We start from the raw sequence: 24681 nt of genomic DNA on the forward strand, positions 1-24681 counted from the left end.
ACTGGGAGGCGAGGGGTGTGCATGACTACATCAAAGAACGGACCATCAAGATTGGAAGGTATGTGGTGGAAACCCGGAAAACTGTCCGAACAATCGCCAAAGAGTTCGGTGTTTCGAAAAGTACCGTCCATAAAGATTTGACAGAACGGCTTCCTGACATTAACCCTGAACTGGCACACGAAGTAAAAAACATCTTGGATTATCATAAATCAATTCGGCATTTGCGTGGCGGGGAAGCGACGAAAGTAAAATATAATAATAAGGGGGAAAAAATTATTCAGTAGCAGCATGCCCATTAGTGTCAAAATCTTCATTTTTTTCGGATTGAATGTCGAAGAACCAACGCATGAACATAGCGTGTGACAAACAACTATGCAAAAAGACGAGTGACGAAGGCCTGCGATACGCCGCTTCGTATTCGTCTTTTTATTTTGCGGAAAAGTGAGGGGCAAATAATGGAAAATGTTACACGTGAAACACAGCCGATTAGGCGTTTACGAGGTTGGTTTCATCTTTGCCCTGTTTCGAAACCACCTCGATGCCTTTCTTAATTCTGTTTGTCTCTTGGGTTCATTCGCCGTATCAGGCGTTGTATTAGCCGCTCTGTGAGCAACTTTCTTTTCATTTACCTGAATACCTTGTATCGTTTTATCTGTATAGGCTCATCCTCTTAAGAGGGAAGAAAGGGTGAATGGAATGACTGCAGATTTTTCCTTATCCGTGCTGGATTTAGCTCCCGTTCACGAGGAGCAAACACCTGCGGACGCATTTGAACATAGCAAAAAGCTGATTCAACATACGGACAAGCTCGGGTACCACCGCTATTGGGTAGCGGAACATCACAATATGAAAGCTATCGCGAGTTCGGCCACAGCAGTGCTCATCGGTTATTTAGCTGGCCATAGCGAAAACATTCGTGTCGGGGCGGGTGGTGTGATGCTCCCGAATCACGCGCCTTTAATCATTGCCGAGCAATTCGGGACACTGGAAACGATGTACCCGAATCGCATTGATCTCGGTCTTGGACGTGCCCCCGGAACGGATCCAATGACGATTCGTGCGTTACGGCGTGACCAAATGAGCAGTGTCAATGACTTTCCCGATAACGTGAACGAATTGCTGAAATACTTCAGCAATGAAGAAGCGCCGGTCAAAGCGATTCCAGGACAAGGGCTCGAAGTGCCGATCTATTTGCTTGGATCGAGTACATACAGCGCCCAATTGGCGGCGGCTATGGGGTTGCCGTTTGCGTTCGCGAGCCATTTTGCGCCAGGTGAACTGTTTAATGCGCTGCGTTTGTACCACGAACGTTTCCGGCCATCGAAGTATTTAAGCGAGCCGTACGCAATGGTGACGGTCAATGCCGCCCTTGCCGACACGACGGAGGAAGCCGAAAAACTGGCGACGACGAACTATCTGCGGTTTTTAAGCATCATCCGTGGCGGGAGAGCAGACATCGATACGCGGCCGGTTGATAATATGGATGACCATTGGACAGAGTTTGAAAAAGCTCAGGTACTTCAATCGTTAAAATATACATTCGTAGGCGATCAAGAAAAAGTGAGAAAAGAATTGGATGCCTTCCACGCTGAAGCAAAATTCAACGAACTCATCGTCTCGTCGGACATCTACGATCAGGAAAAAAGAAGACACAGTTATGAGCTGTTGGCAAATATATGGAAATAATGAGTAACCAGCAAGGGGAACGCGTCCTTGCTGGTTTCGCTTAGATGACATATTGCTGAATAGCTCGTACATTAACATTCCCTCCGCTTGCCACCAACACGATATCATCTCCGATTTCATGCTTGATTTTACCGGAACGCAGGGCAGCTAGTGTAACCGCCCCGGATGGTTCGACTACCTGTTTCATGCGGGACAGATAAAAAGTGAAGGCTTCGCGGATGTCATTTTCACTGACAAGCACAATATCATCGACGTATTTTTCAATGATTGGAAAGGTTAGTTCTCCGGGGGTGGAGGAACGCAACCCATCGGCCATCGAAGTAGACGCTTGGATGGATACGTGTTCGCCTGCTTCTCTGGATAAAAATGTTCCATTCGCTTCTTCCGGCTCGACACCGATCACCTTGATAGAAGGATTGACATTTTAACGGCACTGGCGATTCCCGAGATTAACCCGCCGCCACCGATCGGGACGATGATTGCGGAAGGTTGTTGAACTTGCGAGAGGATTTCGAGTCCGATCGTTCCTTGGCCGGCGATAATTTCGTAGTCATCATAAGGCGGGATGACCACTGCATTCATTTTTCCTTCCAGCGCTTCGGCGTGGGCGATTCGTTGTTTTGATGTCGTTCCATAATGGATGATGCTGCTCCCATAATGGTGAATGGCGTCCACTTTTGCCGGTGTGGCATCCTCGGGGACTACGATCGTAGCCGGCAGACGGAGGGTGCGTGCGATGTAGGCAACTGCTTGGCCGTGGTTGCCGGAAGAAGCGGCTAGCAAATGTCTTGCTCCGGCTTCTTTAGCCAGTGTCACGCGGTTGGTCGCCCCTCTAATTTTAAAAGCTCCCGTTTTTTGTAAATGTTCAGCTTTAATATGCACCCGTTTTCCCGTTTCCTCGTTCAATGTTCGCGATGAAAATACGGGTGTAACATGCAAAAGGTCTGAAATTCTAATTTTTGCTTCATTTAACGCTTCTGTTGAAATCATTGTCCGGTCTCCTTTTTTCTCAGCTCACTGATTTTTCTTCGAGATCTTCTTGATTTTATCCTTTCCAAGTCACAAAATTTCACAAATATCGGGATGAAGATTCATATTTCGTGTCGATTATGGTAAAATTAAGCATTGAGTTTGTCATTTTATGCGCGCAAAAAAGCTTTTACATATAAACTTTCATCAAAGGAAGGTGCCACATGTTCGGCAGAGATATTGGCATAGATTTGGGAACTGCAAATGTGCTTATTCACGTCAAAGGTCAAGGCATTGTGTTGGACGAACCGTCTGTTGTTGCCGTTGATAACTCGACAGGCAAGACGATGGCAGTGGGGGAAGAAGCCTTTCAAATGGTTGGGCGGACACCCGGGAATATCGTAGCGCTTCGTCCGATGAAAGATGGAGTGATTGCCGACTTTGATTTAACGGAATCGATGCTGCGTCATTTTCTTTCAAGAATTAATGTTCGTTCAACATTTATCAAACCGCGAATTTTGATCTGTTGCCCGGCAGATATCACTTCTGTAGAGCAAAAAGCGATTCGAGAAACCGTTGAAAAAAGTGGCGGAAAAAATGTTTATTTGGAAGAGGAGCCCAAAGTAGCTGCTATTGGTGCAGGAATGGAAATTTTTGAACCAAGTGGCAATATGGTGATTGACATTGGCGGCGGTACCACGGATGTTGCTGTGTTGTCCATGGGCGGCATTGTCACCTCGAAGTCCATTAAAACGGCAGGCGACCAATTTGATAATGATATTTTTCATTATATTAAACGCCATTATAAGCTATTAATTGGAGAGCGTACAGCAGAGGATATAAAAAAAGAGGTTGTAAGTGTTTCGCCGGGAGGTCGTACGGAGTCCTTCGATATCCGGGGACGTGATATGGTTACCGGTCTTCCGCGTACGGTAACCATTCACTCAGAGGAAATAAACGACGCCCTAAAAGAATCAGTTTCGACCATAACACAGGCAGCCAAGCTTGTGCTTGAACAGACGCCTCCAGAGCTGGCGGCAGATATTATTGATAAGGGTGCGTTTATTACTGGAGGCGGAGCACAGTTACACGGGATGCAGGAACTATTCGCTGAAGAATTAACAATTCCTGTTTTCATCGCGGAAGTACCAATGCATTGCGTAGCGCATGGTACCGGAGTTATTTTGGGAAACTTGGATAAAATGTCCAACAAAATACGCGCCTAAAAGGGAGGGGCACCGCAATGATCAGAGGGTTTTACCAGGCGGCATCCGGAATGGTTGCCCAACAGAGGCGGACGGAGGTGTTGGGAGATAATCTCGCGAATATGCACACTCCGGGTTATAAGAGTGACCATAGTGCCATGCGAACGTTTCCGAACATGTTGATCCAAGCGATGAACCATGGGAATACCGGGACAAATGGAATCATCGGGGATCTTCCAAGCGGGGTATACATGCAGGAACGGACAGCAGATGTCCGGCAGGGGGACTTGCGCGATACCGGCGTGGGAACCGACGTTGCCCTTCTTCAAGGCGCACTTGAGCCTGAAGCGGAAACCGGAGAGCCGGGAATGCTTTTATTCGCTGTTCAAGATGAAAACGGGGATGTGCAGTATACGCGTAACGGAAATTTCGCCGTTGATGGGCAAGGGTTTCTCACTACCGGGCAAGGCCATTACATATTGGGTACGGATGGCGAGCCATTGGAAGTGGAAAATGAAGGCTTCACGCTGGAAGGAAATGGGAACATTACAACCGATTCGGATGAGTATGCCGGCCAATTGGAGGTTGCCTACGCCCCCGATCCCCAACAGTTGGTAAAGACAGGAAGCGGTCTCTTGCAAAACGAAGGGGAAGATCCTGCAGCGTTGCCGAGTGCCGTAGGGGAGGATGCCTATCCTTATGAATTGCAACAGCAATTTTTGGAAAGGTCAAATGTTGACATCGGTCAAACGATGACGGACATGACACAGGCGTATCGACAATTTGAAGCAAATCAAACGGTATTGCAGGCATATGATCAAAATATGCAGCGAGCCGTGAATGATATTGGCAGCATCGGATAATATTTCCCGGGAAATATGTCGAAAATAAGGAGGGCGCTTATGCTATCATCGGCTGTCACGATGGGGCAGTTGCAACAAAGCATCGATACGATTTCACATAATATCGCCAACATTAATCGGACTGGCTACCAACGGCGGGAAGATACATTTTCCGATTTGCTTTTTCAACAGATGGATCATCAGCGTGTGCCCCAACCGGAAGGAAATCGTTTAACACCTGAAGGGATACGGGTGGGGAATGGTGCCGGGGTCTCGCAAACAGCGTTGCGTTACGGTCAAGGGGCGGTGCAAGAAACGGAACGCGCCCTTGATTTTGCGGTGGCGGAAACAGGCATCTTCTTTCCTGTACAAACGGAAATAGATAGTGTTACCGAGCAAGCATTTACGAGGGATGGAGCCTTTTATTTAAGTGAGACTGTTCCGGGTGCTGATATGTGGCAACTGGTGACCCGAGAAGGGGATGTGTTGACGAATGGTGATGGAGAGCCGTTTATTGTTCCCGGCAGGGCAAATGATTTTACATTGCACTCGGACGGCACACTCGTCGCTGAACTAGCGGAAGGCGGCACCGCTCTATTGGGTGAATTGGAAGTGGCAACCATTACGCGTCCGCAACTGTTGGAAGCTACGGGAGAAAACCTGTTTCAACTTCCTGATTTGGCCGCGCTTGAATTGGAGGCTGGAGATGTCCTTGGGTTTCAATCCGCCGGTGAAGCGCAGGTCATCCAAGGTGCATTAGAACAATCCAATGTGGACATGGCAATGGAAATGGCGAAGTTGATGGAAATGCAACGCAGTTATGGCATGCATGCACGGAATATTTCACAACAGGATGAGATGATGGGGCTGGTAAACAGTCTGCGATAGGAGTTATTCATGATCGCACGTAACGGCGAAAACAACGAGCGGGAAGGACGAAAAAAAGATAAGCGCAGCGGACGACAGAAGGTACAAAAACGCACATTAAAAGTGCGTCTCGTCCCTGTCTGGCTGCGCCTTCTCATCGTTCTTTTTTTGTTTCTCGCAAGCGTAATAACCGGTTTGATGCTCGGCTACTCGGTCGTCGGTGACGGGGAAGGGGCCCGGATATTGCGCTGGGAGACGTGGCAAGAACTTTATCATTATATTTCAGGGGGTTCATAAGATGTTGACGACAGAAGAAATACAGGCGATCATTCCCCACCGCCACCCGTTTTTATTGGTTGACCGTGTGGAAGAACTAGAGGTGGGAAAGAGATGCCTCGCGCTAAAAAATGTAACCGTGAACGAGGATTATTTTAATGGCCATTTTCCAGGCTATCCAGTGATGCCGGGGGTGCTCATCGTTGAAGCTCTGGCGCAAACGGGAGCAGTCGCGTTGTTAAAAGATGAAAAAAACCAGGGAAAATTAGCCGTCTTTGCCGGCATTGACAACTGCCGATTTAAAGGGCAAGTCACCCCGGGAGACCAACTCAAGCTGGAAACGACACTCACGCGCGTGCGTGGTTCCGTCGGAAAAGGCCACGGCACGGCGACGGTCAACGGAGAGGTGGTCGCGGAAATGGATTTGATGTTTGGACTTGTGGAACGTGAAAACAAGAATGAAGGATGAAACGCTTAGGGCTCCTAAAGGGGCTTTTTTATCTGACGTCTCGGTCAAATTCTATGTTATAAAGCTATTATCCCCTATCTTAGCACACTCCCGGTTTGTTTGAGAATATAAGAGAATATGAAATAATGTATAAAGACATTCAAAAACAACCGCAACCCATAGACGAGATCCATGGACGTTGTTATGATAAGCACAGTTAACAGGAAGCGATCTGTTAACCTTACTAACTCTAATAATTAATGGGGGAACTTAATCATGAATAAGAAACTACTTTACGGAGCACTTTCTGCAGTCCTTTCTGTTGGTATGCTAGCAGCATGCAACGGCGCTGAAGAAGAGGACGGCGACATGGAAGATCCTGCCGGCGAAGAAGAAAACGGCATGGATGAAGAAGAAGATGACGGCATGGAAGATGATGGCCTAGAAGAAGATGACGGTATGGAAGATGACGGCCTAGAAGATGAGGAAGACGATGAACTAGGCGGAGACGAAGAAGACGACGAAATGGAAGATGAAGAAGACGAGGAAGACGATGAGCTTGATCTTTAAGTAAAGATCAATAAAGGAGGCGCCTAAGGGCGCCTTTTTATATGTTCAGAAAGTAAAAATCTATATGTTTTAAAACAAATTAATCAAATGTTCATTTAGCCCACGAAAAAGAATAAGCTGGCCTCTTTTCGTTTTGCCCAATCGCCATGGCTACGGTCAAGCGAGGATTATTACATTTGAACTTCTAATGGTTGCTATTGGGCACATGGGTATGCACACTCAGAGCGTTAGCTCTTTTTCTTGATAATTTTATCGCGGTCGGCCGCCCTCGGCGGTTCTTCCAACCATTCGTTTTCGATCAATATTTCGGCACCATCTTCTGCATACGCGGCAATTTCCGCAGACAGACGCGTGTACATCCCAGCAAGGTCATTCCGTATGCTGGATCCGGCAGCGACACCATAACGACCGATGCTGGCCTGGATGAGGACGTTGATGTGAAACATCATGAGTTTATCTGAAAATGGAGGATCCGTAGATTGGCGTACGGCTGCATCCCAAGTCATCGGCGCTTGAATATCACTGTTAACAAGTTTTTCCCCAAATAATTGCACGTGTTTTTTTGCAATGTCTTTTCCCCGCAGCATATAATTCCTCACTTTTTGTGATTTAGCCGTTTGGCCAAAACCGGTGCATATCATGATCCCGAGCAGATTCGTCTCAACGTTTGTATATAAATGCGAGATTTCAATCACGTTAAGAGGTCGTTTATCACTGACAAGGGAAAAACCGTGCTTATATTGTTTACGGTCAACAAAATCGACCTGTTGAGGAGGACTAATATGCGGCGGCCGGATTAGCAAACCTTTTTCCAGCATCGTTTCCGTTGTTTGGTCATACAGCCTGCTGGCGCTTAGCAGGCACTGCACAAAAAACGCACGGATATCGCTGCGTGTACTTATGGACTGAAACGTTGCGTATTGGGTGTTGCTAATTTTCCCCACCTTGTTGAGGTAGTCCAAAAAGAAAGTATCGTCGAACAGGGCATTTGCTTTCGTGTTCACATCTTGCTCGGTAAAGCCGACCGGAATGGGGATGTTTTCCGCTTCAAAAATTGTACGGATCGTTTCCATGTCTTGACCGGTTTTCTCGTACGCTCCTTGGAGCAATGGATGTATATCCTCATCTTTGTTATGTTGCAATCCGTAAATATAAACACACCGCAACATGCTGTTTGAGATATAAGTTAACCATAGGCAGCCGATTTCAGAGGCTGTTAATGGTTTGTGACTCGTTTCGCTCATAGTATCGCTCCCCAATGTGAACTTTTGCTTATTGTTTGGAGAAGGCATTGTTATATACATTGGAGGAGCATTATGTTGCTCGCGTGGGTGTGATGCATAACCATTCCGTATCCGGGACATAGGCATTTTTTTCGGATAGCGCTTAAAAGAATGTCCTTTTGAACAAACGTCGTCTTGCTTCAGCCTGGCATACTCATAATTGAGAAGGCGAGTATGCGGATTTTCATCCAAATGTAATGTGTGCATTTCAGAAAACTTTTAAATTGGGTTGGGAAAACTGGCAGCCAACTCAGGGGAGTCATTGTTCAAGTATTATGATTTTGTTCGAGCAGGTGGTCGTTGATTACAACAACCGAAGTTCGCCGGAAAATTCTTGGTCGTCGGGGGGTTCATTCGAGGGCATAAAAACGATAACCGACAGGGATTAATTTTAGCTCAGCACTGCAACCCAGGACCGCACAGCTTACCTTTTTCTGCGCTGCCCTTTCCCCAGCGTGTCCCGATCCGGCGCCAGTGGCGGTTGTTCCAGCCAGCCTTTTTCAATCAGTAGTTCTCCCCCATCTTCCGCCATCATTGCTATCTCTGCCACTAAGCGGGCATACATCATTCCCAAATCCCGCCTTGGACTTCCCGCTAACGACAAGCCGTAATTGCCGATGCCGGCATCGATCAACGTTGTGGTTTGAAAAGTCATCAGTTTGTCGGAAAAAGGAGCTTCAGTTGTGGCGTCCGAGACGCTATCATCCCATGCCATCTGTACCGGCAGGTCTTCTTCTAAAAGATGGGAGCTAAATATCTCCATGTGTTTGTGGGCGATTTCTTTTCCGCGCACCAAAAATTTTTTTATTTTTGTATCCTTGGCTGTTTGCGAAAATCCCATCATTAGCGCTTTTCCAAGTGCATTTGTTTGCGTATTCATGAAAAGTTGCGTGATTTCGATGACACTCAATGGCCTGCGCTCTCTCAAAAAGCCGGCGAGGAAACGTTGGTTTTCCACAAAATCGACTTCCTTGGGTGCCGGGATGATCGGCGGCCGTTTGTAGATTCCTTTTTCCCCAGATGTACGATTAGCAATATCATGATTCTTCATCCCCAATTGGAGAACCGTTTGACAAATGTTTGTTGTATCCTCACGTGTAACGGTGGGAATCGCTGCGCTCGCGGTTGCCATCGTTATGACTTCCAGCTGCCGTGTGTATTCCAACATGAAAGCATCGCTAAAAAGACGCGGGGCGGACGGGTTCACATCTTCATCCGTAAAACCGATCGGGATTGCCATTTGCTCGCGTTGGCATACATCTTGAATCATGTCCAATGCCGTTTCGCTTTGTTTCTTAACAAGCTGTAACACTTCGCTGATGTCCGGGTCTTCCACTTTAGCCAAAAAATAAGTCATCATAGACACAGAAAGACTGTTTTTAATGGAAAATCCCCACAACATGTTAATTTCTGACGCCGTTAAAGGCGAATGATAATCCACCGCATGTTCACCTCGATTGTCAATGTTTGTGGATACACCTAATGATCATATCGTCTGGACAACCATTTAAATAACCCAAGCACTCCTCGGCTTCCGATAAATACACTCGCAATGGAAGCGACATTATGAAACCACGTCCATCGATTCCACTTAACTAAATCGGTCTTTTTTTCTAGACGATACTCGAACAAGGTATGAAGGCTGCTATAAAGCAGCGATTGGCCAAGGATGCTCCATAATTTGGCGTGATAAGTGATTTGGTTAAACCAGACGCAAAAAAGAGGAAGAATAAGGTGTTCATACAAAATGTTCGTGTCAAAGTATCGTGGCAAAGGCCGAATGGTATATTTCAATTTTTTTCCTTTCACGACGATTTGAGCCAAAATGGTGACTACGGACGCTGTGGCAAAAAAAACGATTCCCCATTCTTTCACGTGTTTTTTACGGAATGTGAATGGCAAGCATGCCAATCCAATCACTAATAATAGACGTAAAACCAATCGTTCCAAAGCATGAATCCTCCTTTCATTCTTGGGCGTCTCCGAGTTTACCGACACCGAGGGCAAAATAATGTTTTAATATTTGTTCGACCGTTTCCATTTGTTCCGTTTTACATTCGATCACGACAATGACCTCTGATTTTTCCTCTCTGAACAATTGTTTTCGTTTATGAAAAACTTTCACCCATATTAATTTAATGATAAACCCGAGCAGAAATCCGAAAGCGGCGCCAATCAGGCCCCAATAAATGGGCCCCCATTCCCATTCAAACCCTCTGCTTGCGAAAATGACCGAAAACACAACGGCGAGCGCCGCCCCTATATCAAATAAACTGATGCCGTCCGAGTGTTGAATCGTATCGAACAATTTGCGGTTGTCCTTGCGATTATTCAGAGGAACGACTAAAATATTGCTTTTTTGAATTCCTGCTTGCTCGATTGCTGTTAAAGTCATTTCCAAGTATGTCGTCTGTTCAAAGGTAGCGAAAATCTGCATCAGCCCCCTCCTTCCGGGCGAGGGATGCTGACACGCGTTGCTTGATAGTCTTCTTTCAGATTACGCCGCTGCACACGCTTAAAAAGTTTATTGTTTTCCACTGCATGGACATAAGCATCGTAACTCGAGAAGATGATGAGAGACGGGAAGAACATAAACCATTGCGGATCCAAGATGCCCGTTGCTTCGCTTATTTGCCCCAAAAAAAGATGGTGAACAGCGATAAGTATGTCAGAAAAAAAGACAAAAATTATGAACCAAAAGATACAATTAATGCCAAAAAACAATCGGTTAAGATATAATTGTCCTAATCCAGGCGTTAGAAGTGACCATATGGCAGCCATCATCGGTATTTTTTGTTCTAAATGATTGACTTCCCAAGCGCTAATACTGGAAGTGGGTAAAGGGGCATTTTCAGTTTCTGCCAATAAAATGTGTTTATTCATATCTACGGTTAACCGATAACTATCCCAAATCATAAAAATGTACATCGGGATATACATCAAAATCCATCTTGGTTCCACAACCTGTATTGCCATGTCGATTTCTCCGTTAAAAGAATAAACCATCGCGAGATTAAGGTTTGACATCACATTGACAAGAATTTCCCACGCAAAAAAAAGGATGCCCCGAAAATGCTTAGCTAAAAGAATATGCCCAAATCCTGGAAGAGCCGCCGACCACCAAGCAACGATGTATGGGTTTTGTTTATGGATTTGGGTCGTGTTGATGGAACCTATATACGCTGTATAACGATGCGCTTTGTTTGCCGGTGAATTTTGCATGCTGGTCTAACTCCTTGCCGTTTTAGTCGAGCGTCATGATGATTTTCCTGGCGGCAAAACCGAGGGCCAAGCCGATAAAAGAACTGAGAATCGGCAAAAAGATCGGACCGAACGTAACGCCCAGGATCGTGTGGGAGGAGTAAGCAACGCCAATCGTCGTGATAAAAGCGGCGGAGGCAAAAGGAATAGCCATATAGGCTTTTTCATCACCTCCGGCAGTTCTGTACGCATCCCAAATCCCAAAAAAATATAAGCACGGATAAAACATGATCCATAAGTAATCGGCTTGTTGCACAGCTTCTTGGGTATGTCCCTGAAAACTCAAAACGATTAAGGTATTCAAATTTCCTTGTACATTAACTATGAGCTCAATCGCGATCAACAGGATTCCCGTCACAAAGGACCGACTTATCAATTGTGCGAATCCCGGCAATGCGATACTCCATAGAATGGCCTCAACCTTTTTTTCCATAGTCGTCCCTGCCTTACGTTCGTGTTAGGTTTCTGTGTCGGACTTCCATCCAACCTTTATCGATGACCAGGTGCAGACATGTTGGCAATACCCCGTTACGGTCCTTTTTCATGTAGTCACGTGTTTTGCCCAAGTATTATGTACACTGTTCAATGCATCTCAGCGATGTATAGTTACCGAAAGATACTTGCGTTAGTGTGTCCATATAATGCAAATCAATGCAAAAGTAGCCGCGGCCTCAGGCGGCCGCGACTATGTGTATCTTTTTTATTCCAGTGTCCTGTTCATGTCGTCGACATTGATGGGGCGATCGGGATGCGTGGGGTCTCCTTTTCTAAAGATTCCGTCGCCACCGCAAATAGTGCAAGGATATTGCCATTGCTCGTCATCCATCAAAAGGCCGCTCCCATCACAAGAAGAACATATATCTTTCCCAGTACTCATGTGTTCATTGCCTCCTTCACTCTTTTTCATCATGATGTCCATGAAGCGCAAAAATAACACGAAAATAAGCGAATGGAAGCAATTGCTATTTGCACGTGCTATAATTTCAATAAACAAGCGATTGGAGGGATAGGTTTGAGCAGCAGAGCTGTGGAGAATACCGGTTTTACATGTGAACACTGCGGAAGAGAAGTGCAGCCGCTAACGAACGGCAGTTATCGAAATCATTGCCCGTTCTGCCTGTATTCCAAGCATTTGGATATGCGGCCCGGGGATCGCGCATCCGTATGTGGAGGGCTCATGAAACCGGTTGATTTGAACTACCGTTCAAAAAAAGGATATCAAATTGTCCACGTTTGTCAGCGGTGCGGCCATGAGCAGTTGAACAAAACAGCGGAAGATAAGGAACAAAGCGACAACGTCATCGCGCTCATGTCCCGCTTGGCAAAAAAATAATGGGTGCGAAGGGGTGCGTCCGTCATTGTCCGGTCAGAATGATCGGAGGAGATTGTTATCCTAAATTTAAAAATAGAACAAATATATTGCCAAATGTTTTGATTAACTAGCCAACATATGCTATTGTTTAAAAAAAATTCACAAATTGGAGGTTCCGCGGTGAAAGTATGTTTAACTTTTTATGATAACACGGAAGAACAACAACGGTTGGCTGATCTGTATGAATGGCATAAAGATATGTATTTCGATACAGAGCAAAAAAGGATTATCCTTGAACACGATCAAATCCATGTCATGAGAAAAAAGGAGAGCCTTGAAGAGTTAGAAGAACGGCCTTTACATAAATATGTTGCTTTGGTTAATCCCGGTGACAGGCAATTGCTTGAAAAGGTGCTGAATGCAGGTGTTTCGCATGTCATTGCCGGCACTCATTCCATCCCTAAGCTGGCACATCAAATCAAAAACAGAACCTCCAGTTCCGCTTATATCGATCCAAAGCTGAATATGGATTTTCTTAAGGTGATCGACAAGGTGTTTACCAGGAAAACGAAGACTGGTGCACAAAGTGATTTAAAACTAGATGTTGTAAAAGCCTCCCTGACACTCAGTTCCGCTGAATGCCGTGTGTTGCAAGGAATCTTGGACGGGTGCAGCAATCTGAAAATTGCTGATAATACGTATCTTGCCAATTCAACGGTTAACAATCATGTGAGTAAAATTATAAAAAAAATCCATGCCAAAGACCGTACACACACGGTAAAAAGAGCAATTGAACTGGGTTGGATCAAGGGACCTTCATCCCATGAGCTTGGCAGTTTGGCGGGGCTGCAGCGAATGGTACACTGAGTGACTGTTCACTCATCATACCGGAGAAATCAGCGAAAATAATATCAATAAGTCTGGTTACACGATATGTGAGCCGGAAAACGAATGAATCAACGGCGCTTGTCCTCCCGGGGTACGTTAGAGCTTTGATCGTACCCCGGCACAACGATTTCTGTCCTCCTGGGGTACGTTAGAGCCTTCATCGTACCCCGGCACAATGAATTCTGTCCTCCTGGGGTACGTTAGAGCCTTCATCGTACCCCGGCACAACGATTACTGTCCTCCCGGGGTGCGTTAGAGCCTTCATCGTACCCCGGCACAATGAATTCCGTTATCCGGGGTACGTTTCCCCTTCAGCGCTCAACGATTCCCACCTGAAGTATCAACGGTTCACTGAAAATATCCGCTAACAAAGGATTTCACCCTTTACATAGAGAAACTAACAGATAGAGAGGAGGCACGCGCATGGCATCGATTAAAGTAGGCGTGGATATTGGCGGCACGTTCACTGATTTTGTTTTTCTGGATGAGCAAGGGAATCGTTCGTTTGGGAAAACGTTGACGACGTATCCGGACCCATCGGATGGATTTATCGACGGGTTGGAAGAAAATTTACAAAAATTCGGGTATCGTTACGAAGACATAGATACAATCATTCATGGCACAACGCTTGTCGTGAATGCTTTGATTGAGCGAAAAGGGGCAAAGACGGCATTAATCACAACCGAGGGATTTCGGGACCAACTGGAAATCGCCACTGAAAGCCGTTATGATCTCTATGATCTTTTTGTTGAAAATCCGGTTCCGCTCGTTCCGAGAGAGTCGCGGTACACCGTAAAAGAACGTGTGTTAAGCGACGGGACGTTACTGGAGGCCCTTGATGAAACCGGGGTAAAAGAAACCTTTCGTCGGCTTCGTGCGGATGGTGTGGAAGCGGTAGCCGTTTGTTTTTTACATAGTTATCGGAATGCGGTGCATGAAACACGTGTACGAGAAATTGCCGAAGAAGTGGCGCCGGATTTGTACATCTCGCTTTCCGGTGAAGTTTCGCCGGAAATACGCGAGTACCCGCGCACGTCTACCACGGTGGCAAATGTATTCGTGCAACCCCTCGTGCAACGATACCTTGGAAAATTGGATAGCACCTTAAGAGAGAAAGGGTTCACCGGTAATTTTCTCATGATGCTTTCGGGAGGGGGACGTGCACGATCGAAACAGCAACCCGTTTTCCCATCCGCATTCTTGAATCCGGTCCGGTCGGCGGAACGATTGCCGGCGCTTATTACAGTGCCCGCAGCGGCCTTGACCAACTACTCGTTTTCGATATGGGCGGGACGACGGCAAAAGCAAGCCTTGTTGATGGCGGAAAGCCGCTCACAACGAATGAATTTGAAGTCGGGCGCGCGGAACGATTCATGAAAGGAAGCGGCATGCCGGTAAAAGTGCCGGTCGTGGAAATGATTGAAATCGGCGCGGGCGGTGGGAGCATTGCGCGTGTCAATCGCCTCGGCCTTTTAAAAGTCGGCCCGGAAAGCGCCAGTTCCAACCCCGGCCCGGCTAGTTATGGTTTAGGCGGTACGCGCCCTACGGTGACGGACGCGGACCTCGTTCTTGGATATCTCAATCCGGATTATTTTCTCGGTGGGGAAATGCCGTTGAAAAAAGAACAGGCCTATGCGGCGATTAAAAAAGAAATTGCCGAACCGCTCGGGCTTGACGTTGTCGAAGCGGCTTGGGGCATCCACGAAGTCGTGAATGAAAATATGGCGAGTGCAAGTCGCATTCATGCCGTTGAAAAAGGCAAAGATATTCGTGATTATCCGCTCTTTGCTTCCGGTGGGGCAGGTCCGGTGCACGTTAGCCATGTGGCGGAGATTTTGGGTGTGGACACGGTTTTGCTTCCGGTGGGCGCCGGTGTGAATTCAGCCTTCGGATTTCTTGCCTCGCCGCTCGCTTTTGATTTTGTCCGTAGTTTTTACGGGAGATTGGAAACACTGGACTGGAATCATGTCATGGCCTTGCTTGAAGAAATGGAACAAGAAGGAAGGGCATTGCTCGCGCAAGCGGGTGTAACGGAAAACATCGAAGTTTTACGATATGCGGAAATGAAATACGCTGGGCAAACGCACGAAATTACTGTACCGATCCCTTCGGGCGCACTTACCGTTCAAAGCATTGCCGAGGTTGCGGCTAATTTTAAAAGAGCATACGCGAAACGCTACGCCGAAGCCAATGAAGATATGCCGATGGAAGCATTGAATTGGCGAGTCGTTGTACGTGGTCCCGAACCTCCTATTTATCTTCAGGAATCGGAAAAACGAGCTCCGAATCCTTCCCGTCCTAAAGCCTACCGTGACGTCTATTTTCGGACGTATGGTTCTTTTCATCAGACGGCTGTGTTTGAACGGGCGAACCTTACGTCGGGTACTGAGATCCAAGGTCCGGCTATCGTGGAAGAACGGGAATCGACGCTTGTCGTTACGCCCGGTTTTCTTTTACAAGTAGACGAGTTGCTTAATTTATGGATGAAAAAGGAGGAGGCCCATGTTTGATCCGATCCAACTGGAGGTGGTTTGGAATCGTCTCGTCACTTTGCTTGAAGAGCAGGCGAAAACATTGATCCGGACCTCCTTTACGAGTATTTTGTCCGATGCGAATGACTTGTCCGCCGGCTTGTTTAATAAAAATGGGGACATGATTGCGCAAGCGCAGACGGGGACGCCGGGCCATATCAATTCCATGGCAACCGGTGTGCAGCATTTTTTGGAAAATATACCGTCTCAGACATTGCGTGAAGGGGATGTTCTCATTGGAAATAATCCGTATGAAATTTCGGGGCATTTATTGGATATCACTATTGTGACACCTGTATTTTTTAAAGGGAATTTCATCGGCTATTTTGCCTCGACCTGCCATGTTTCCGATGTTGGCGGGCGTGGATTCAGTCCCGAAGGCGAGAGCATTTACGAAGAAGGTGTCCTTATCCCTTATATGAAGTTTTATGACGGAGGGAAAATCGATAAGACGCTCGTGGCCCTGCTTCGCGCCAATGTGCGCGCGCCTGACCAAGTGCTCGGTGACTTGCGCGCCCAAGTGACCGCGCAGGAAGTAGCGATTGCGCGGTTGGGGGAGACGCTTGCGGAATTTGGCCTTGAAGATTTGGAAGAGGTTGGTGCCGAAATCATGCGTTTGTCGGAAACGGCCATGCGCAAAGCAATTGCAGAATTGCCAGACGGCACATATGAAAATGAATTGTATAGCGACGGCAGTGAGAAGCCGGTGCGGTTGAAGTGCGCGCTCACTGTCCGAGGTGATGAAGTGCATGTCGATTTCAGCGGCACCACAGATGGCAGCACGAAAGCCATCAACGTTTGCCTCAATTACACACTTGCTTATGTGAATTATGTATTGAAAGCAACGCTTGCACCGGATATCCCGAGCAACGAGGGAAGTTTTCGGCCGGTGAGCGTGCACGCACCCGAAGGATGTGTGCTGAATGCGGTACATCCGATGCCAACAGCGGCACGCCATATCATTGGCCACTTCGCTCCGATGTGCGTCCTCGGTGCACTCTATCCTGTTGTGCCGGAAAAAATACCGGCAGAAGGGGCGGCTGCTATATTTGCGCTCCAGGTGCACGGCGAAGATCGGGCAGGTGAGCCTTTTTCATCCGTTGTCTTCAATGCGGGCGGGGCGGGAGCTCGTCCGGGAAAAGATGGCCTTTCGGCAACAACATTCCCATCAGGTGTCAAAGGTACGCCGGTGGAAATCATCGAAAATATGTCACCGTTGTTGCTGTATCAAAAAGAGCTTCGCCCAGATTCGGGCGGAACAGGCGAGTATCGAGGCGGACTCGGGCAGACCATTCGTTTCGGCGTACAGACGAATCGTCCTTTTCACTTGCCATTAATGTTTGACCGCACGCAATATGCGCCAAAAGGGTTGGAAGGCGGCGGGTCCGGAGCGAAAGCGGAAGTGATGATCAATGGTGCGCGCGTGGGCACATCTAAAAAATTGTACACGTTAGCACCTGAGGATATCGTTACAATGCACCTCCCCGGTGGAGGCGGCCTCGGGAATTCGGCCGATCGCGACCCGGAGGCAAAAAAAGACGACCTCCGCAAAGGTTATGTCACTCGGGAAAAAGGGTAACAGATTAGTGAACGATTCTAAACAATTTTCCTTGATAAGGGCAAAAGCAAGGGCTAGGCGGAAGCTTTGTCCACTAGAAAAAGGAGGTAGCGTATGCGCTTAAAAGATAAAGTTGCCATTGTGACCGGTGGCGGCCAAGGGATTGGCAAAGGAATTGCAGAAACGTTCGGAAAGGAAGGGGCAAAGGTTGTTGTCGCAGAGGTCGATGAAGAAACCGGACGCGAAACCGTTCAACAATTGCAAAACAATCAAACCGACGCTTTTTTGCAACCGACGGACGTTAGTGACGATGCAAGTGTGATGGACTTGATGAAAACAGTTGTGGACAAATATGGCGGCATTGATATTTTGGTGAACAATGCTGCCATAAATTTTCGAAAGCCCGTGCACGAGACATCATTGGAGGAGTGGAACCAACTTCTCGGGATCAACTTAACCGGTCCTTTTCTATGCTCAAAATATGTGTTGCCGGAAATGCAAAAGCGGGGCGGCGGCTCGATTATTAATATCGCCTCCTGGCATGCGGAAAAGACGATCCCCCGCCTCGCCGCTTACGCTACCGCAAAAGGTGGTCTGACAGCACTTACACGCCAAATGGCCCTTGATTACGGTGCTGACCAGATCCGCGTGAATGCTGTAGGGCCGAGCACCGTCGATACGCCTCTTTTGCAAAAAACATTTGAAAGCCTTGAAGATCCCGACGAAGCATTTGAGCAAACCCTCGATTTTCAACCGATGGGGCGCATCGGCACGACCGAAGACATCGCCAACGCCTGTTTATTCCTCGCCTCGGATGAATCCACGTACGTAAGCGGGCAAACGCTTATGGTCGACGGCGGCGCCATCAACAAAATCGCCCGTCCGTTGATGTTTGACTAAGGGACAACGGCTGAGCCATGGCGGCCATATGGAAAGGGATATCGGATAACGGTTGCCATGGCTGCTTTATGGCGCTTGGTTGGTTATCGAAATGCGAGGTAAGGTCGCCATGAACCGTCCATGGCGCCGCTATGAACAGTCATCATAGCTCTTTGGTCTTCATAAACGTTCCATCGTGCCTTCTTCAGTTCCTAACATCCAGTTATTGATTCGCCATCTTTCTCATGATACAATATGAATATATGATCATATAACAAAACATAATATGGAGGGGCCTATGCACGATCTTGACGAACAAACGCTGTTTACGGTTTCCCAAACATTTAAAGCCTTATCGGATCCAACAAGAATTCGTATTTTACACTTGCTTTCCGTCAAAGAGTGTTCGGTCAACACGATTGCCGAGCGTTTGTCATTAAGCCAGTCTACGGTTTCCCACCAGTTACGCCTGTTGAAAAATATTAGGCTTGTAACGTCGAGAAGAGAAGGAACAACGGTCTATTATTCCCCGGACGATCAACATGTGTTGGAGGTTCTGGAACAAACCATTCATCATTCCTTGCATGATTAAGAGGTGTTTGAATTGTCTCATGAGCATCACCATCATCATACCGATAATAAAAAAGCGCTTTTGTTAGCTTTAATATTGATATTTACCCTCGTCATTGTGGAAGTGATCGGAGGTTTGTTAACGAACAGCCTGGCACTTTTGGCAGACGCCGGGCATATGCTGAGCGACTTTTTTGCCATTGGCCTCGCCCTTATCGCGTTTAAAGTCGGAGAGCGGGCAGCAAGCAAAAGCAAAACGTTTGGTTATCGTCGATTCGAGATTCTCGCGGCGCTTGTCAACGGAGCAGTGTTGGTCGGGATTTCCGGGTTTGTTCTCTGGCAAGCGATTCAACGTTTTCAGGAACCTCCCGAAGTTGCAGGTGGAGGGGTGTTGGCGTTTGCAAGCTTTGCCCTTGTCATCAATTTGCTGATCGCGTGGATATTTTTGCGCGGGGGTGATGTGAAAGGGAATTTGAACTTGCGCGGCGCCTTCTTTCACGTACTCGGAGACATCGTCAGTACCATCGGTGTGCTGGTTGCAGGGTTGCTGATTTTATTTTTCAATTGGACACTTGCCGATCCCATTATTAGCATAGTGGTGGCTTTGTTGATTTTAACGGCTGGGTTTCGGATTGTGAAGGAATCGGCACATGTTTTGATGGAAGGAAAACCACCGGGCATATCCTTGCAAAAGGTTGAAAAGCAATTAAAAGAGTTGCCTCATGTCCATTCGTTGCATGATTTGCATTTGTGGTCGATCACTTCAGATTTCCCGGCATTAAGTTGCCACCTCGTTGTGGGGGATGGAGCAGACCGCGATGCATTGCTCCGAGAAGCCACCCACATGTTAAAAAAAGAATTTCACATCTCACACGCAGTCATTCAAATCGAAGGCGAAGGTATGGAGTGTACGACAATGTGTTCCAATCCACATCCATCCCCTTAAACATTAAAATCGTCCGCCGTTTCCGTTTAAATAAGCGTTTGATTAATCATTGAGACACATCACAAAAGAACAAATGAAAAGATGTGAAAGAAAAAGCAGCTCGGGATAGGGCTGCTCTTAATGACCACTAGGTGCTCCCCAACGATCTGAAACCGGAGCGAGCGCTGAAACATCGATAGGCGCTCCTCTTCATGCCAATTGGGATGCTGGTCCTGCTTTCATTACCATGCCCGGGAGTGTTTTCTCCATAACGGTTTCTAACCATTTGGATGTGCTGAGCATCACTTCGAGGTCGATGCCGGTTTCTATCTCCATTTCTTGGAACATATGAATCATATCTTCGCTTGCCACGTTTCCAACGGCATTCGGGGCGAAGGGGCAGCCACCGAGTCCGCCGAGCGCCGCGTCGAACATGCGCACACCGGCTTCATAACCGGCAGCTACATTGGCAAGGCCGAGCCCGCGTGTGTTATGAAAATGGAGGCCTAAAGGAACTTCATCCCCGAAATACTTTTTAAATTCCGTTACCGTTTCCTTCACTTGAACGGGATTTGCCATGCCGGTCGTATCAGCAAGTACGATTTCTTGTACCCCGGCACCCAGGAACGCTTCCGCGGCACGGAAAACTCGATCGCGGGCAACCTCCCCTTCATAAGGGCACCCGAAAACGGTAGAAAGGATCGCGGCTGAAGGGCGTCCCGCGGCACTGGCATCTTCAACCACATCCGACAGTTCCTCCACGCTTTCTGAAACCGTGCGCCGGACGTTTTTCTGATTAAAGGTATCACTTGTGGCCGCCGTGATATGCAAACGATCGACCTTGGTAGCGAGTGCGCGCTCCAAGCCGGAACGGCTGAGCACGAGGCCGGCATACGTAATGTCATCCCTATCCGGAAGTGCTGCCATCACTGCCTCGGCGTCTGCCATTTGCGGGACGACTTTCGGATTTACAAAGGATGCTGTTTCGAATTTTTTGACACCTGCGTCCATAAGCTGCTCAATGAGTGCAACCTTATCTTCTGTGGCTACGTGCTTTTTTTCATTTTGAAGACCATCTCTTGCCCCGACTTCGCATAAATGAATCATAGCGTCATCTCCTAAGTTTTGAACTATTCTTATTTTAACATGCGGATTTCCCCCTGTAATCATCGACTATATCGGGTATAATAAATGCACTCGCTTCTTTTTCAAGATTTCTACTCTTGATTAACGGGTATACAACCCATACATACTACTACCCGGAGGGATATACATGAAAAAATTAATGAATGATCCGGAAAGAATTGTTTCCTCTTTTCTGGATGGTCTCGTCGCGGCAAACGGTACCTTGATTCAACGTCTGGAAGGGACGGATGTCATTGTTCGTCGCTCGAGCCCTCCGCAAAAAGTCGGCCTCGTCAGCGGAGGGGGAAGCGGCCATGAACCCGCGCACGCAGGTTACGTCGGGAAAGGAATGCTCGATGCCGCTGTGGCTGGCGAGGTGTTCACGTCACCGGGAGCAGATCAGTTTTTCGCGGCTATTCAAGCAGCTGATCAAGGAGAAGGCGTATTGTTGCTTATAAAAAATTACAATGGAGACGTAATGAACGGGGAAATGGCACAAGAAATGGCTGAAGCAGAAGGGATCAAAACAGAGATGGTCATCATTAATGATGATGTTGCCGTTAATGATCCCGATCAACGGCGCGGCATTGCCGGAACGGTGCTCGTTCAAAAAATTACGGGTGCGCTCGCGGAAACCGGGGCGTCCTTGCAAGACGCCAAGCGCATTGCCGAAAAGACGGTAAGCCGCGTGCGGAGCATGAGTGTTGCCCTTACGCCCTGCACATTGCCGGCGGTTGCTCAGCCGAGTTTTGACCTTGCCGAAGATGAAATGGAAGTAGGGATTGGGATTCACGGAGAACGGGGCATGGATCGTCGGGAAGTGGCGAGCTCCGAAAAAACAGCGCAACTTTTACTGGAATCTGTTTTAAAAGAAATCCCTTCGGCAGCGCCGTTGGCACTTTTGATCAACGGCATGGGCAGTACGCCGCTTATGGAGCAGCATGTGTTTGCCAATGACGTGATCAAGCAATTGGATCGGGATATCCAACACACTTATGTCGGTGATTATATGACAAGTCTTGATATGGCAGGGGTGTCCCTAACCCTGCTGGCCGTTGATGATGAATTATCGTCATATTTGCAGGCACCGGTACACACCGTTCAATGGACGCAATGTTAGGAGGTAAAGGATGAATAACGAACAGGCAGCGCAGTGGATGCGGCAAACAGCAAAAATGCTGGCAGAACATAAAGATGAGTTATCCAAGCTGGATCAAGCCGTGGGGGACGGTGATCATGGTGTAAATATGGAACGAGGATTCCGTGCAGTTATGGAAGGGTTGGATGAATGGCAGGATTTAGCCCTGTCCCAACTGATGCAAAAAATCGGAAGTACGCTCGTTTCGAACGTTGGCGGTGCTTCCGGCCCATTGTACGGGACCGCTTTTATGCGCCTGGGATCGGCCTGGAAAGAGGTGGATCACGTAGATGGTCCCGCGTGGGTGTCTGGGATGGCAAAAGCAGTGGAAGGCATCGCACAAAGGGGAAAAACGCAGGCTGGAGAAGGGACGCTGTTGGATGTTTGGTCTCCGGTGGCAGCAATGTTTGATGAAAATGAACCGGATTGGAAGAAAATCGAGGACACTGCGAAAAAAGGGATGAAAGAAACCGAGAACATGGTCGTAAAGAAAGGGCGGGGAGCACTGCTCGGCGAGGAAACGGTGGGACATGTCGACCCTGGAGCAGTATCCAGTTTTTATTTGTTTCAAGCACTGGCGAATACGATGAATGAGGGGGGAGGATGATGGCAGAGAATCGCGTCGCAATTCTTTTAATCTCGCACGTAGAGGCATTGGCGGAAGGTGCCCGGGAACTGCTTCAGCAAGCGAATCCGGATGTAGGCATTTATGCTTGCGGAGGACTTGATGGTGGCGAAATGGGCACAAGTGTTGACCGTATTGAAGCAGTCGTAAACGAAATTGATCCGGAAGACGCTATTCTTATTTTTTATGACATCGGAAGTGCGAAAATGAATGCGGAAATGGTGCAGGAAATGCACGAAGAACGAAAAATGGCGATTTGCAATGCTCCGCTCATCGAAGGGGGTACGTGGCGACAGTGACCGCCGGGTTGGGTTCGCCAACGCTTGAGCAAGTCAAAAGAGAAGCAGAAGAAGGGTATAGCAAAGAAGGATGAAAAAAGCGGGGGGGGGCGTATGCGTCCCCGCCCCCGGATGATGGAACCCCGAAAGGGGGGAATATCCCTTTTCATGGTCCCATCCCTTTTAATCCCAGGGTGGCGAACCTTATTTAAGGGATCCGTGCGGGTCGATCACGAATTTTTTCGGAGCCCCCTGATCGAAATCCGCGTAGCCTTCCGGTGCTTCATCCAAGGAAATAACTTGAGCGTTGACGGCTTTCGCGATTTGCGCGTTGCCCGATAAAATGGATTTCATCAAACCGCGGTTATAATACATCGCCGGTGTCTGCCCGGTAACAAAGGTATGAGCTTTCGCCCACCCTTGTCCGAAGCGGACGTTTAACGATCCTTTTTGCGCATTTTTATCTTGTGCGCCCGGGTCTTCGGTGACATACAATCCTGGTATGCCAAGCCCGCCGCCGGCTTGGGTGACATCCATAATGGCGTTTAGAACGGCGGCCGGTTGTTCGCCGCTTTCGCCATGGCCGGAGGCTTCAAATCCAACCGCGTCAACCGCGGCATCCACTTCCGGAACGCCCAATATTTGCTCAATTTGTTCACCGAGCCGGTCGTGCTCTTGTAAATTAACGGTTTCGCAACCAAAGCTTTCCGCCTGTCGGAGACGTTCTTCAATGAGATCACCGACAATCACCGTGGAGGCACCAAGCAACTGGGCAGAATGTGCCGCCGCCAGTCCTACAGGTCCCGCGCCTGCCACATATACCGTGGATCCCATCGAAACTCCGGCAGAATAGGCACCGTGAAAACCGGTCGGGAAGATATCGGTGAGCATCGTTAGATCCAGTATTTTCTCCATGGCCTGCTCTTTATCCGGGAATTTTAGTAGCTGGAAATCGGCATAGGGCACCATCACATATTCGGATTGGCCGCCAACCCAGCCGCCCATATCGACATATCCATAGGCAGATCCCGGACGTTCTGGATTAACGTTGAGACAAATATGTGTTTTTTGTTGTTGGCACATGGTGCAACGCCCGCACGCGATATTAAAGGGGACGGAGACCATGTCGCCTTTTTTGATGAATTCCACATCGCGACCGGTTTCAACAACCTCTCCGGTAATTTCATGGCCGAGCACCAACCCTTTTGGCGCCGTTGTTCGTCCACGCACCATGTGTTGGTCACTTCCGCAAATATTTGTTGTGATCACCTTTAAAATAACGCCGTGTTCGCATTTGCGGCCTACATTTTCTTTTGGAACACCTGGGCCGTCCCGAAGAACCAACTCCGGGTATCCGATATCCTCAACGGTCACTTTCCCATCACCTTGATAAACCACGCCTTTGTTATTTGCCAATGATACCCCTCCAATAAAGGTAATGATTG

General features: G+C 47.9%; 29 protein-coding genes and 1 pseudogene. 19 read left to right on the plus strand and 11 right to left on the minus strand.

Features of this window, described 5'->3' with window-relative positions; translation table 11 throughout:
* Positions 1 to 17: 17 nt before the first annotated feature.
* Together spoIIID and EPH95_RS11845 are read left to right on the plus strand one after the other, a co-directional pair.
* Positions 18 to 284: a sporulation transcriptional regulator SpoIIID gene (gene spoIIID / locus EPH95_RS11840; RefSeq protein WP_142090237.1), complete on the plus strand. Its 267-nt coding sequence runs from the start codon at positions 18 to 20 to the stop codon at positions 282 to 284.
* A 412-nt stretch (positions 285 to 696) separates the two neighbouring features.
* Positions 697 to 1686: an LLM class flavin-dependent oxidoreductase gene (locus EPH95_RS11845; RefSeq protein ID WP_142090239.1), complete on the plus strand. Its 990-nt coding sequence runs from the start codon at positions 697 to 699 to the stop codon at positions 1684 to 1686.
* A gap of 40 nt (positions 1687 to 1726) precedes the next feature.
* Here the strand turns inward: EPH95_RS11845 and EPH95_RS19670 are convergent, their stop codons facing one another.
* A complete protein-coding gene (locus tag EPH95_RS19670) occupies positions 1727 to 2089 on the minus strand; it encodes a pyridoxal-phosphate dependent enzyme (RefSeq protein ID WP_319592779.1) in 363 nt (120 codons plus the stop codon).
* A complete protein-coding gene (locus EPH95_RS19675; RefSeq protein ID WP_319592780.1) occupies positions 2086 to 2676 on the minus strand; it encodes a threonine ammonia-lyase in 591 nt (196 codons plus the stop codon). The genes EPH95_RS19670 and EPH95_RS19675 overlap by 4 nt, the downstream gene beginning before the upstream one ends.
* Positions 2677 to 2879: 203 nt before the next feature.
* On the opposite strand from EPH95_RS19675, the gene mreB reads away from it, so the two are divergent.
* From mreB to EPH95_RS18880, 6 genes are all read left to right on the plus strand, one after another.
* Positions 2880 to 3881 (plus strand): rod shape-determining protein MreB, encoded by a 1002-nt coding sequence (gene mreB / locus EPH95_RS11855; RefSeq protein WP_142090240.1) that lies wholly within the window; start codon positions 2880 to 2882, stop codon positions 3879 to 3881.
* A 17-nt stretch (positions 3882 to 3898) separates the two neighbouring features.
* The gene (locus tag EPH95_RS11860) at positions 3899 to 4723 is read left to right on the plus strand and encodes a flagellar hook-basal body protein (RefSeq protein ID WP_142090242.1); all 825 of its coding nucleotides are present in this window, start codon (positions 3899 to 3901) and stop codon (positions 4721 to 4723) included.
* A gap of 39 nt (positions 4724 to 4762) precedes the next feature.
* On the plus strand, positions 4763 to 5590 hold the full coding sequence (locus tag EPH95_RS11865; protein WP_160141741.1) for a flagellar hook-basal body protein: 828 nt from the start codon (positions 4763 to 4765) through the stop codon (positions 5588 to 5590).
* Positions 5591 to 5599: 9 nt separating this feature from the next.
* On the plus strand, positions 5600 to 5866 hold the full coding sequence (locus tag EPH95_RS11870) for a DNA-directed RNA polymerase subunit beta (protein ID WP_142090246.1): 267 nt from the start codon (positions 5600 to 5602) through the stop codon (positions 5864 to 5866).
* 1 nt (position 5867) lies between these two features.
* Positions 5868 to 6314 (plus strand): 3-hydroxyacyl-ACP dehydratase FabZ, encoded by a 447-nt coding sequence (fabZ, locus tag EPH95_RS11875; protein WP_142090248.1) that lies wholly within the window; start codon positions 5868 to 5870, stop codon positions 6312 to 6314.
* Positions 6315 to 6569: 255 nt separating this feature from the next.
* On the plus strand, positions 6570 to 6863 hold the full coding sequence (locus EPH95_RS18880; RefSeq protein ID WP_160141742.1) for a DNA primase: 294 nt from the start codon (positions 6570 to 6572) through the stop codon (positions 6861 to 6863).
* A gap of 227 nt (positions 6864 to 7090) precedes the next feature.
* Here the strand turns inward: EPH95_RS18880 and EPH95_RS11885 are convergent, their stop codons facing one another.
* The 7 genes from EPH95_RS11885 to EPH95_RS18885 form a co-directional block, all read right to left on the minus strand.
* Positions 7091 to 8107, minus strand: coding sequence for a DUF3231 family protein (locus tag EPH95_RS11885; protein WP_160141743.1), 1017 nt, complete (start codon positions 8105 to 8107; stop codon positions 7091 to 7093).
* A gap of 463 nt (positions 8108 to 8570) precedes the next feature.
* Positions 8571 to 9587 (minus strand): DUF3231 family protein, encoded by a 1017-nt coding sequence (locus tag EPH95_RS11890; protein WP_142090252.1) that lies wholly within the window; start codon positions 9585 to 9587, stop codon positions 8571 to 8573.
* A gap of 38 nt (positions 9588 to 9625) precedes the next feature.
* Positions 9626 to 10096, minus strand: a complete 471-nt coding sequence (locus tag EPH95_RS11895; RefSeq protein ID WP_142090254.1) for a CBO0543 family protein — start codon at positions 10094 to 10096, stop codon at positions 9626 to 9628.
* A 16-nt stretch (positions 10097 to 10112) separates the two neighbouring features.
* Positions 10113 to 10583 carry a hypothetical protein gene (locus EPH95_RS11900; RefSeq protein WP_142090256.1) on the minus strand — a complete coding sequence of 157 codons (471 nt, stop codon included), beginning with the start codon at positions 10581 to 10583 and terminating at the stop codon, positions 10113 to 10115.
* Positions 10583 to 11368: a hypothetical protein gene (locus tag EPH95_RS11905; protein WP_142090258.1), complete on the minus strand. Its 786-nt coding sequence runs from the start codon at positions 11366 to 11368 to the stop codon at positions 10583 to 10585. Before EPH95_RS11905 ends, EPH95_RS11900 begins: the two co-directional genes overlap by 1 nt.
* 22 nt (positions 11369 to 11390) lie before the next feature.
* Positions 11391 to 11840, minus strand: a complete 450-nt coding sequence (locus EPH95_RS11910; protein ID WP_142090260.1) for a hypothetical protein — start codon at positions 11838 to 11840, stop codon at positions 11391 to 11393.
* A gap of 267 nt (positions 11841 to 12107) precedes the next feature.
* Positions 12108 to 12284 carry a hypothetical protein gene (locus tag EPH95_RS18885; RefSeq protein ID WP_160141744.1) on the minus strand — a complete coding sequence of 59 codons (177 nt, stop codon included), beginning with the start codon at positions 12282 to 12284 and terminating at the stop codon, positions 12108 to 12110.
* A gap of 135 nt (positions 12285 to 12419) precedes the next feature.
* On the opposite strand from EPH95_RS18885, the gene EPH95_RS11915 reads away from it, so the two are divergent.
* From EPH95_RS11915 to EPH95_RS11945, 8 genes and pseudogenes are all read left to right on the plus strand, one after another.
* A complete protein-coding gene (locus EPH95_RS11915; protein WP_227003890.1) occupies positions 12420 to 12740 on the plus strand; it encodes an RNHCP domain-containing protein in 321 nt (106 codons plus the stop codon).
* Between the two features lie 159 nt (positions 12741 to 12899).
* Positions 12900 to 13586, plus strand: coding sequence for a LuxR C-terminal-related transcriptional regulator (locus EPH95_RS11920; protein ID WP_160141745.1), 687 nt, complete (start codon positions 12900 to 12902; stop codon positions 13584 to 13586).
* A 444-nt stretch (positions 13587 to 14030) separates the two neighbouring features.
* Positions 14031 to 14516 (plus strand): annotated as a pseudogene (locus EPH95_RS19245) (hydantoinase/oxoprolinase N-terminal domain-containing protein); the annotation flags it as partial.
* Positions 14517 to 14803: 287 nt separating this feature from the next.
* Positions 14804 to 16117 (plus strand): hydantoinase/oxoprolinase family protein, encoded by a 1314-nt coding sequence (locus EPH95_RS19250; protein ID WP_264372022.1) that lies wholly within the window; start codon positions 14804 to 14806, stop codon positions 16115 to 16117.
* Positions 16110 to 17717: a hydantoinase B/oxoprolinase family protein gene (locus EPH95_RS11930; RefSeq protein ID WP_142090266.1), complete on the plus strand. Its 1608-nt coding sequence runs from the start codon at positions 16110 to 16112 to the stop codon at positions 17715 to 17717. The genes EPH95_RS19250 and EPH95_RS11930 overlap by 8 nt, the downstream gene beginning before the upstream one ends.
* A gap of 93 nt (positions 17718 to 17810) precedes the next feature.
* Positions 17811 to 18596 (plus strand): SDR family NAD(P)-dependent oxidoreductase, encoded by a 786-nt coding sequence (locus EPH95_RS11935; protein ID WP_142090268.1) that lies wholly within the window; start codon positions 17811 to 17813, stop codon positions 18594 to 18596.
* A gap of 265 nt (positions 18597 to 18861) precedes the next feature.
* Positions 18862 to 19167, plus strand: coding sequence for an ArsR/SmtB family transcription factor (locus EPH95_RS11940; protein WP_142090270.1), 306 nt, complete (start codon positions 18862 to 18864; stop codon positions 19165 to 19167).
* 12 nt (positions 19168 to 19179) lie between these two features.
* Positions 19180 to 20091 carry a cation diffusion facilitator family transporter gene (locus EPH95_RS11945; RefSeq protein ID WP_227003891.1) on the plus strand — a complete coding sequence of 304 codons (912 nt, stop codon included), beginning with the start codon at positions 19180 to 19182 and terminating at the stop codon, positions 20089 to 20091.
* Positions 20092 to 20280: 189 nt separating this feature from the next.
* Here the strand turns inward: EPH95_RS11945 and EPH95_RS11950 are convergent, their stop codons facing one another.
* Positions 20281 to 21177 (minus strand): hydroxymethylglutaryl-CoA lyase, encoded by an 897-nt coding sequence (locus EPH95_RS11950; protein WP_142090274.1) that lies wholly within the window; start codon positions 21175 to 21177, stop codon positions 20281 to 20283.
* A 166-nt stretch (positions 21178 to 21343) separates the two neighbouring features.
* On the opposite strand from EPH95_RS11950, the gene dhaK reads away from it, so the two are divergent.
* From dhaK to dhaM, 3 genes are read left to right on the plus strand one after another with little or no spacing between them, the layout of a single operon-like run.
* On the plus strand, positions 21344 to 22315 hold the full coding sequence (dhaK, locus tag EPH95_RS11955; protein ID WP_142090276.1) for a dihydroxyacetone kinase subunit DhaK: 972 nt from the start codon (positions 21344 to 21346) through the stop codon (positions 22313 to 22315).
* Positions 22316 to 22325: 10 nt separating this feature from the next.
* Entirely contained in the window at positions 22326 to 22940 is a 615-nt protein-coding gene (gene dhaL, locus EPH95_RS11960) for a dihydroxyacetone kinase subunit DhaL (protein WP_142090278.1), read from the plus strand.
* Positions 22937 to 23257: a dihydroxyacetone kinase phosphoryl donor subunit DhaM gene (dhaM, locus tag EPH95_RS11965; protein WP_142090280.1), complete on the plus strand. Its 321-nt coding sequence runs from the start codon at positions 22937 to 22939 to the stop codon at positions 23255 to 23257. The genes dhaL and dhaM overlap by 4 nt, the downstream gene beginning before the upstream one ends.
* A 183-nt stretch (positions 23258 to 23440) precedes the next feature.
* On the opposite strand, the gene fdhA is transcribed toward dhaM, so the two are convergent.
* Positions 23441 to 24667: a formaldehyde dehydrogenase, glutathione-independent gene (gene fdhA, locus EPH95_RS11970; RefSeq protein ID WP_142090282.1), complete on the minus strand. Its 1227-nt coding sequence runs from the start codon at positions 24665 to 24667 to the stop codon at positions 23441 to 23443.
* Positions 24668 to 24681: the final 14 nt, after the last annotated feature.

Source organism: Salicibibacter halophilus, assembly GCF_006740705.1.
GTDB lineage: Bacteria > Bacillota > Bacilli > Bacillales > Marinococcaceae > Salicibibacter > Salicibibacter halophilus.

Bases quoted from the DNA above. Each gene is read 5' to 3' on its own strand.
- dhaM (WP_142090280.1), top strand. From the start codon at position 22,937: ATGATGGCAGAGAATCGCGTCGCAATTCTTTTAATCTCGCACGTAGAG.
- EPH95_RS11865 (WP_160141741.1), top strand. From the start codon at position 4,763: ATGCTATCATCGGCTGTCACGATGGGGCAGTTGCAACAAAGCATCGAT.
- EPH95_RS19675 (WP_319592780.1), bottom strand. From the start codon at position 2,676: ATGATTTCAACAGAAGCGTTAAATGAAGCAAAAATTAGAATTTCAGAC.
- EPH95_RS11860 (WP_142090242.1), top strand. From the start codon at position 3,899: ATGATCAGAGGGTTTTACCAGGCGGCATCCGGAATGGTTGCCCAACAG.
- EPH95_RS11885 (WP_160141743.1), bottom strand. From the start codon at position 8,107: ATGAGCGAAACGAGTCACAAACCATTAACAGCCTCTGAAATCGGCTGC.
- EPH95_RS18885 (WP_160141744.1), bottom strand. From the start codon at position 12,284: ATGAGTACTGGGAAAGATATATGTTCTTCTTGTGATGGGAGCGGCCTT.
- EPH95_RS11870 (WP_142090246.1), top strand. From the start codon at position 5,600: ATGATCGCACGTAACGGCGAAAACAACGAGCGGGAAGGACGAAAAAAA.
- EPH95_RS18880 (WP_160141742.1), top strand. From the start codon at position 6,570: ATGAATAAGAAACTACTTTACGGAGCACTTTCTGCAGTCCTTTCTGTT.
- EPH95_RS11935 (WP_142090268.1), top strand. From the start codon at position 17,811: ATGCGCTTAAAAGATAAAGTTGCCATTGTGACCGGTGGCGGCCAAGGG.
- EPH95_RS11910 (WP_142090260.1), bottom strand. From the start codon at position 11,840: ATGGAAAAAAAGGTTGAGGCCATTCTATGGAGTATCGCATTGCCGGGA.
- EPH95_RS11940 (WP_142090270.1), top strand. From the start codon at position 18,862: ATGGAGGGGCCTATGCACGATCTTGACGAACAAACGCTGTTTACGGTT.
- EPH95_RS11950 (WP_142090274.1), bottom strand. From the start codon at position 21,177: ATGATTCATTTATGCGAAGTCGGGGCAAGAGATGGTCTTCAAAATGAA.
- dhaK (WP_142090276.1), top strand. From the start codon at position 21,344: ATGAAAAAATTAATGAATGATCCGGAAAGAATTGTTTCCTCTTTTCTG.
- EPH95_RS11900 (WP_142090256.1), bottom strand. From the start codon at position 10,583: ATGCAGATTTTCGCTACCTTTGAACAGACGACATACTTGGAAATGACT.
- EPH95_RS11930 (WP_142090266.1), top strand. From the start codon at position 16,110: ATGTTTGATCCGATCCAACTGGAGGTGGTTTGGAATCGTCTCGTCACT.
- EPH95_RS11905 (WP_142090258.1), bottom strand. From the start codon at position 11,368: ATGCAAAATTCACCGGCAAACAAAGCGCATCGTTATACAGCGTATATA.
- dhaL (WP_142090278.1), top strand. From the start codon at position 22,326: ATGAATAACGAACAGGCAGCGCAGTGGATGCGGCAAACAGCAAAAATG.
- EPH95_RS11845 (WP_142090239.1), top strand. From the start codon at position 697: ATGACTGCAGATTTTTCCTTATCCGTGCTGGATTTAGCTCCCGTTCAC.
- fabZ (WP_142090248.1), top strand. From the start codon at position 5,868: ATGTTGACGACAGAAGAAATACAGGCGATCATTCCCCACCGCCACCCG.
- mreB (WP_142090240.1), top strand. From the start codon at position 2,880: ATGTTCGGCAGAGATATTGGCATAGATTTGGGAACTGCAAATGTGCTT.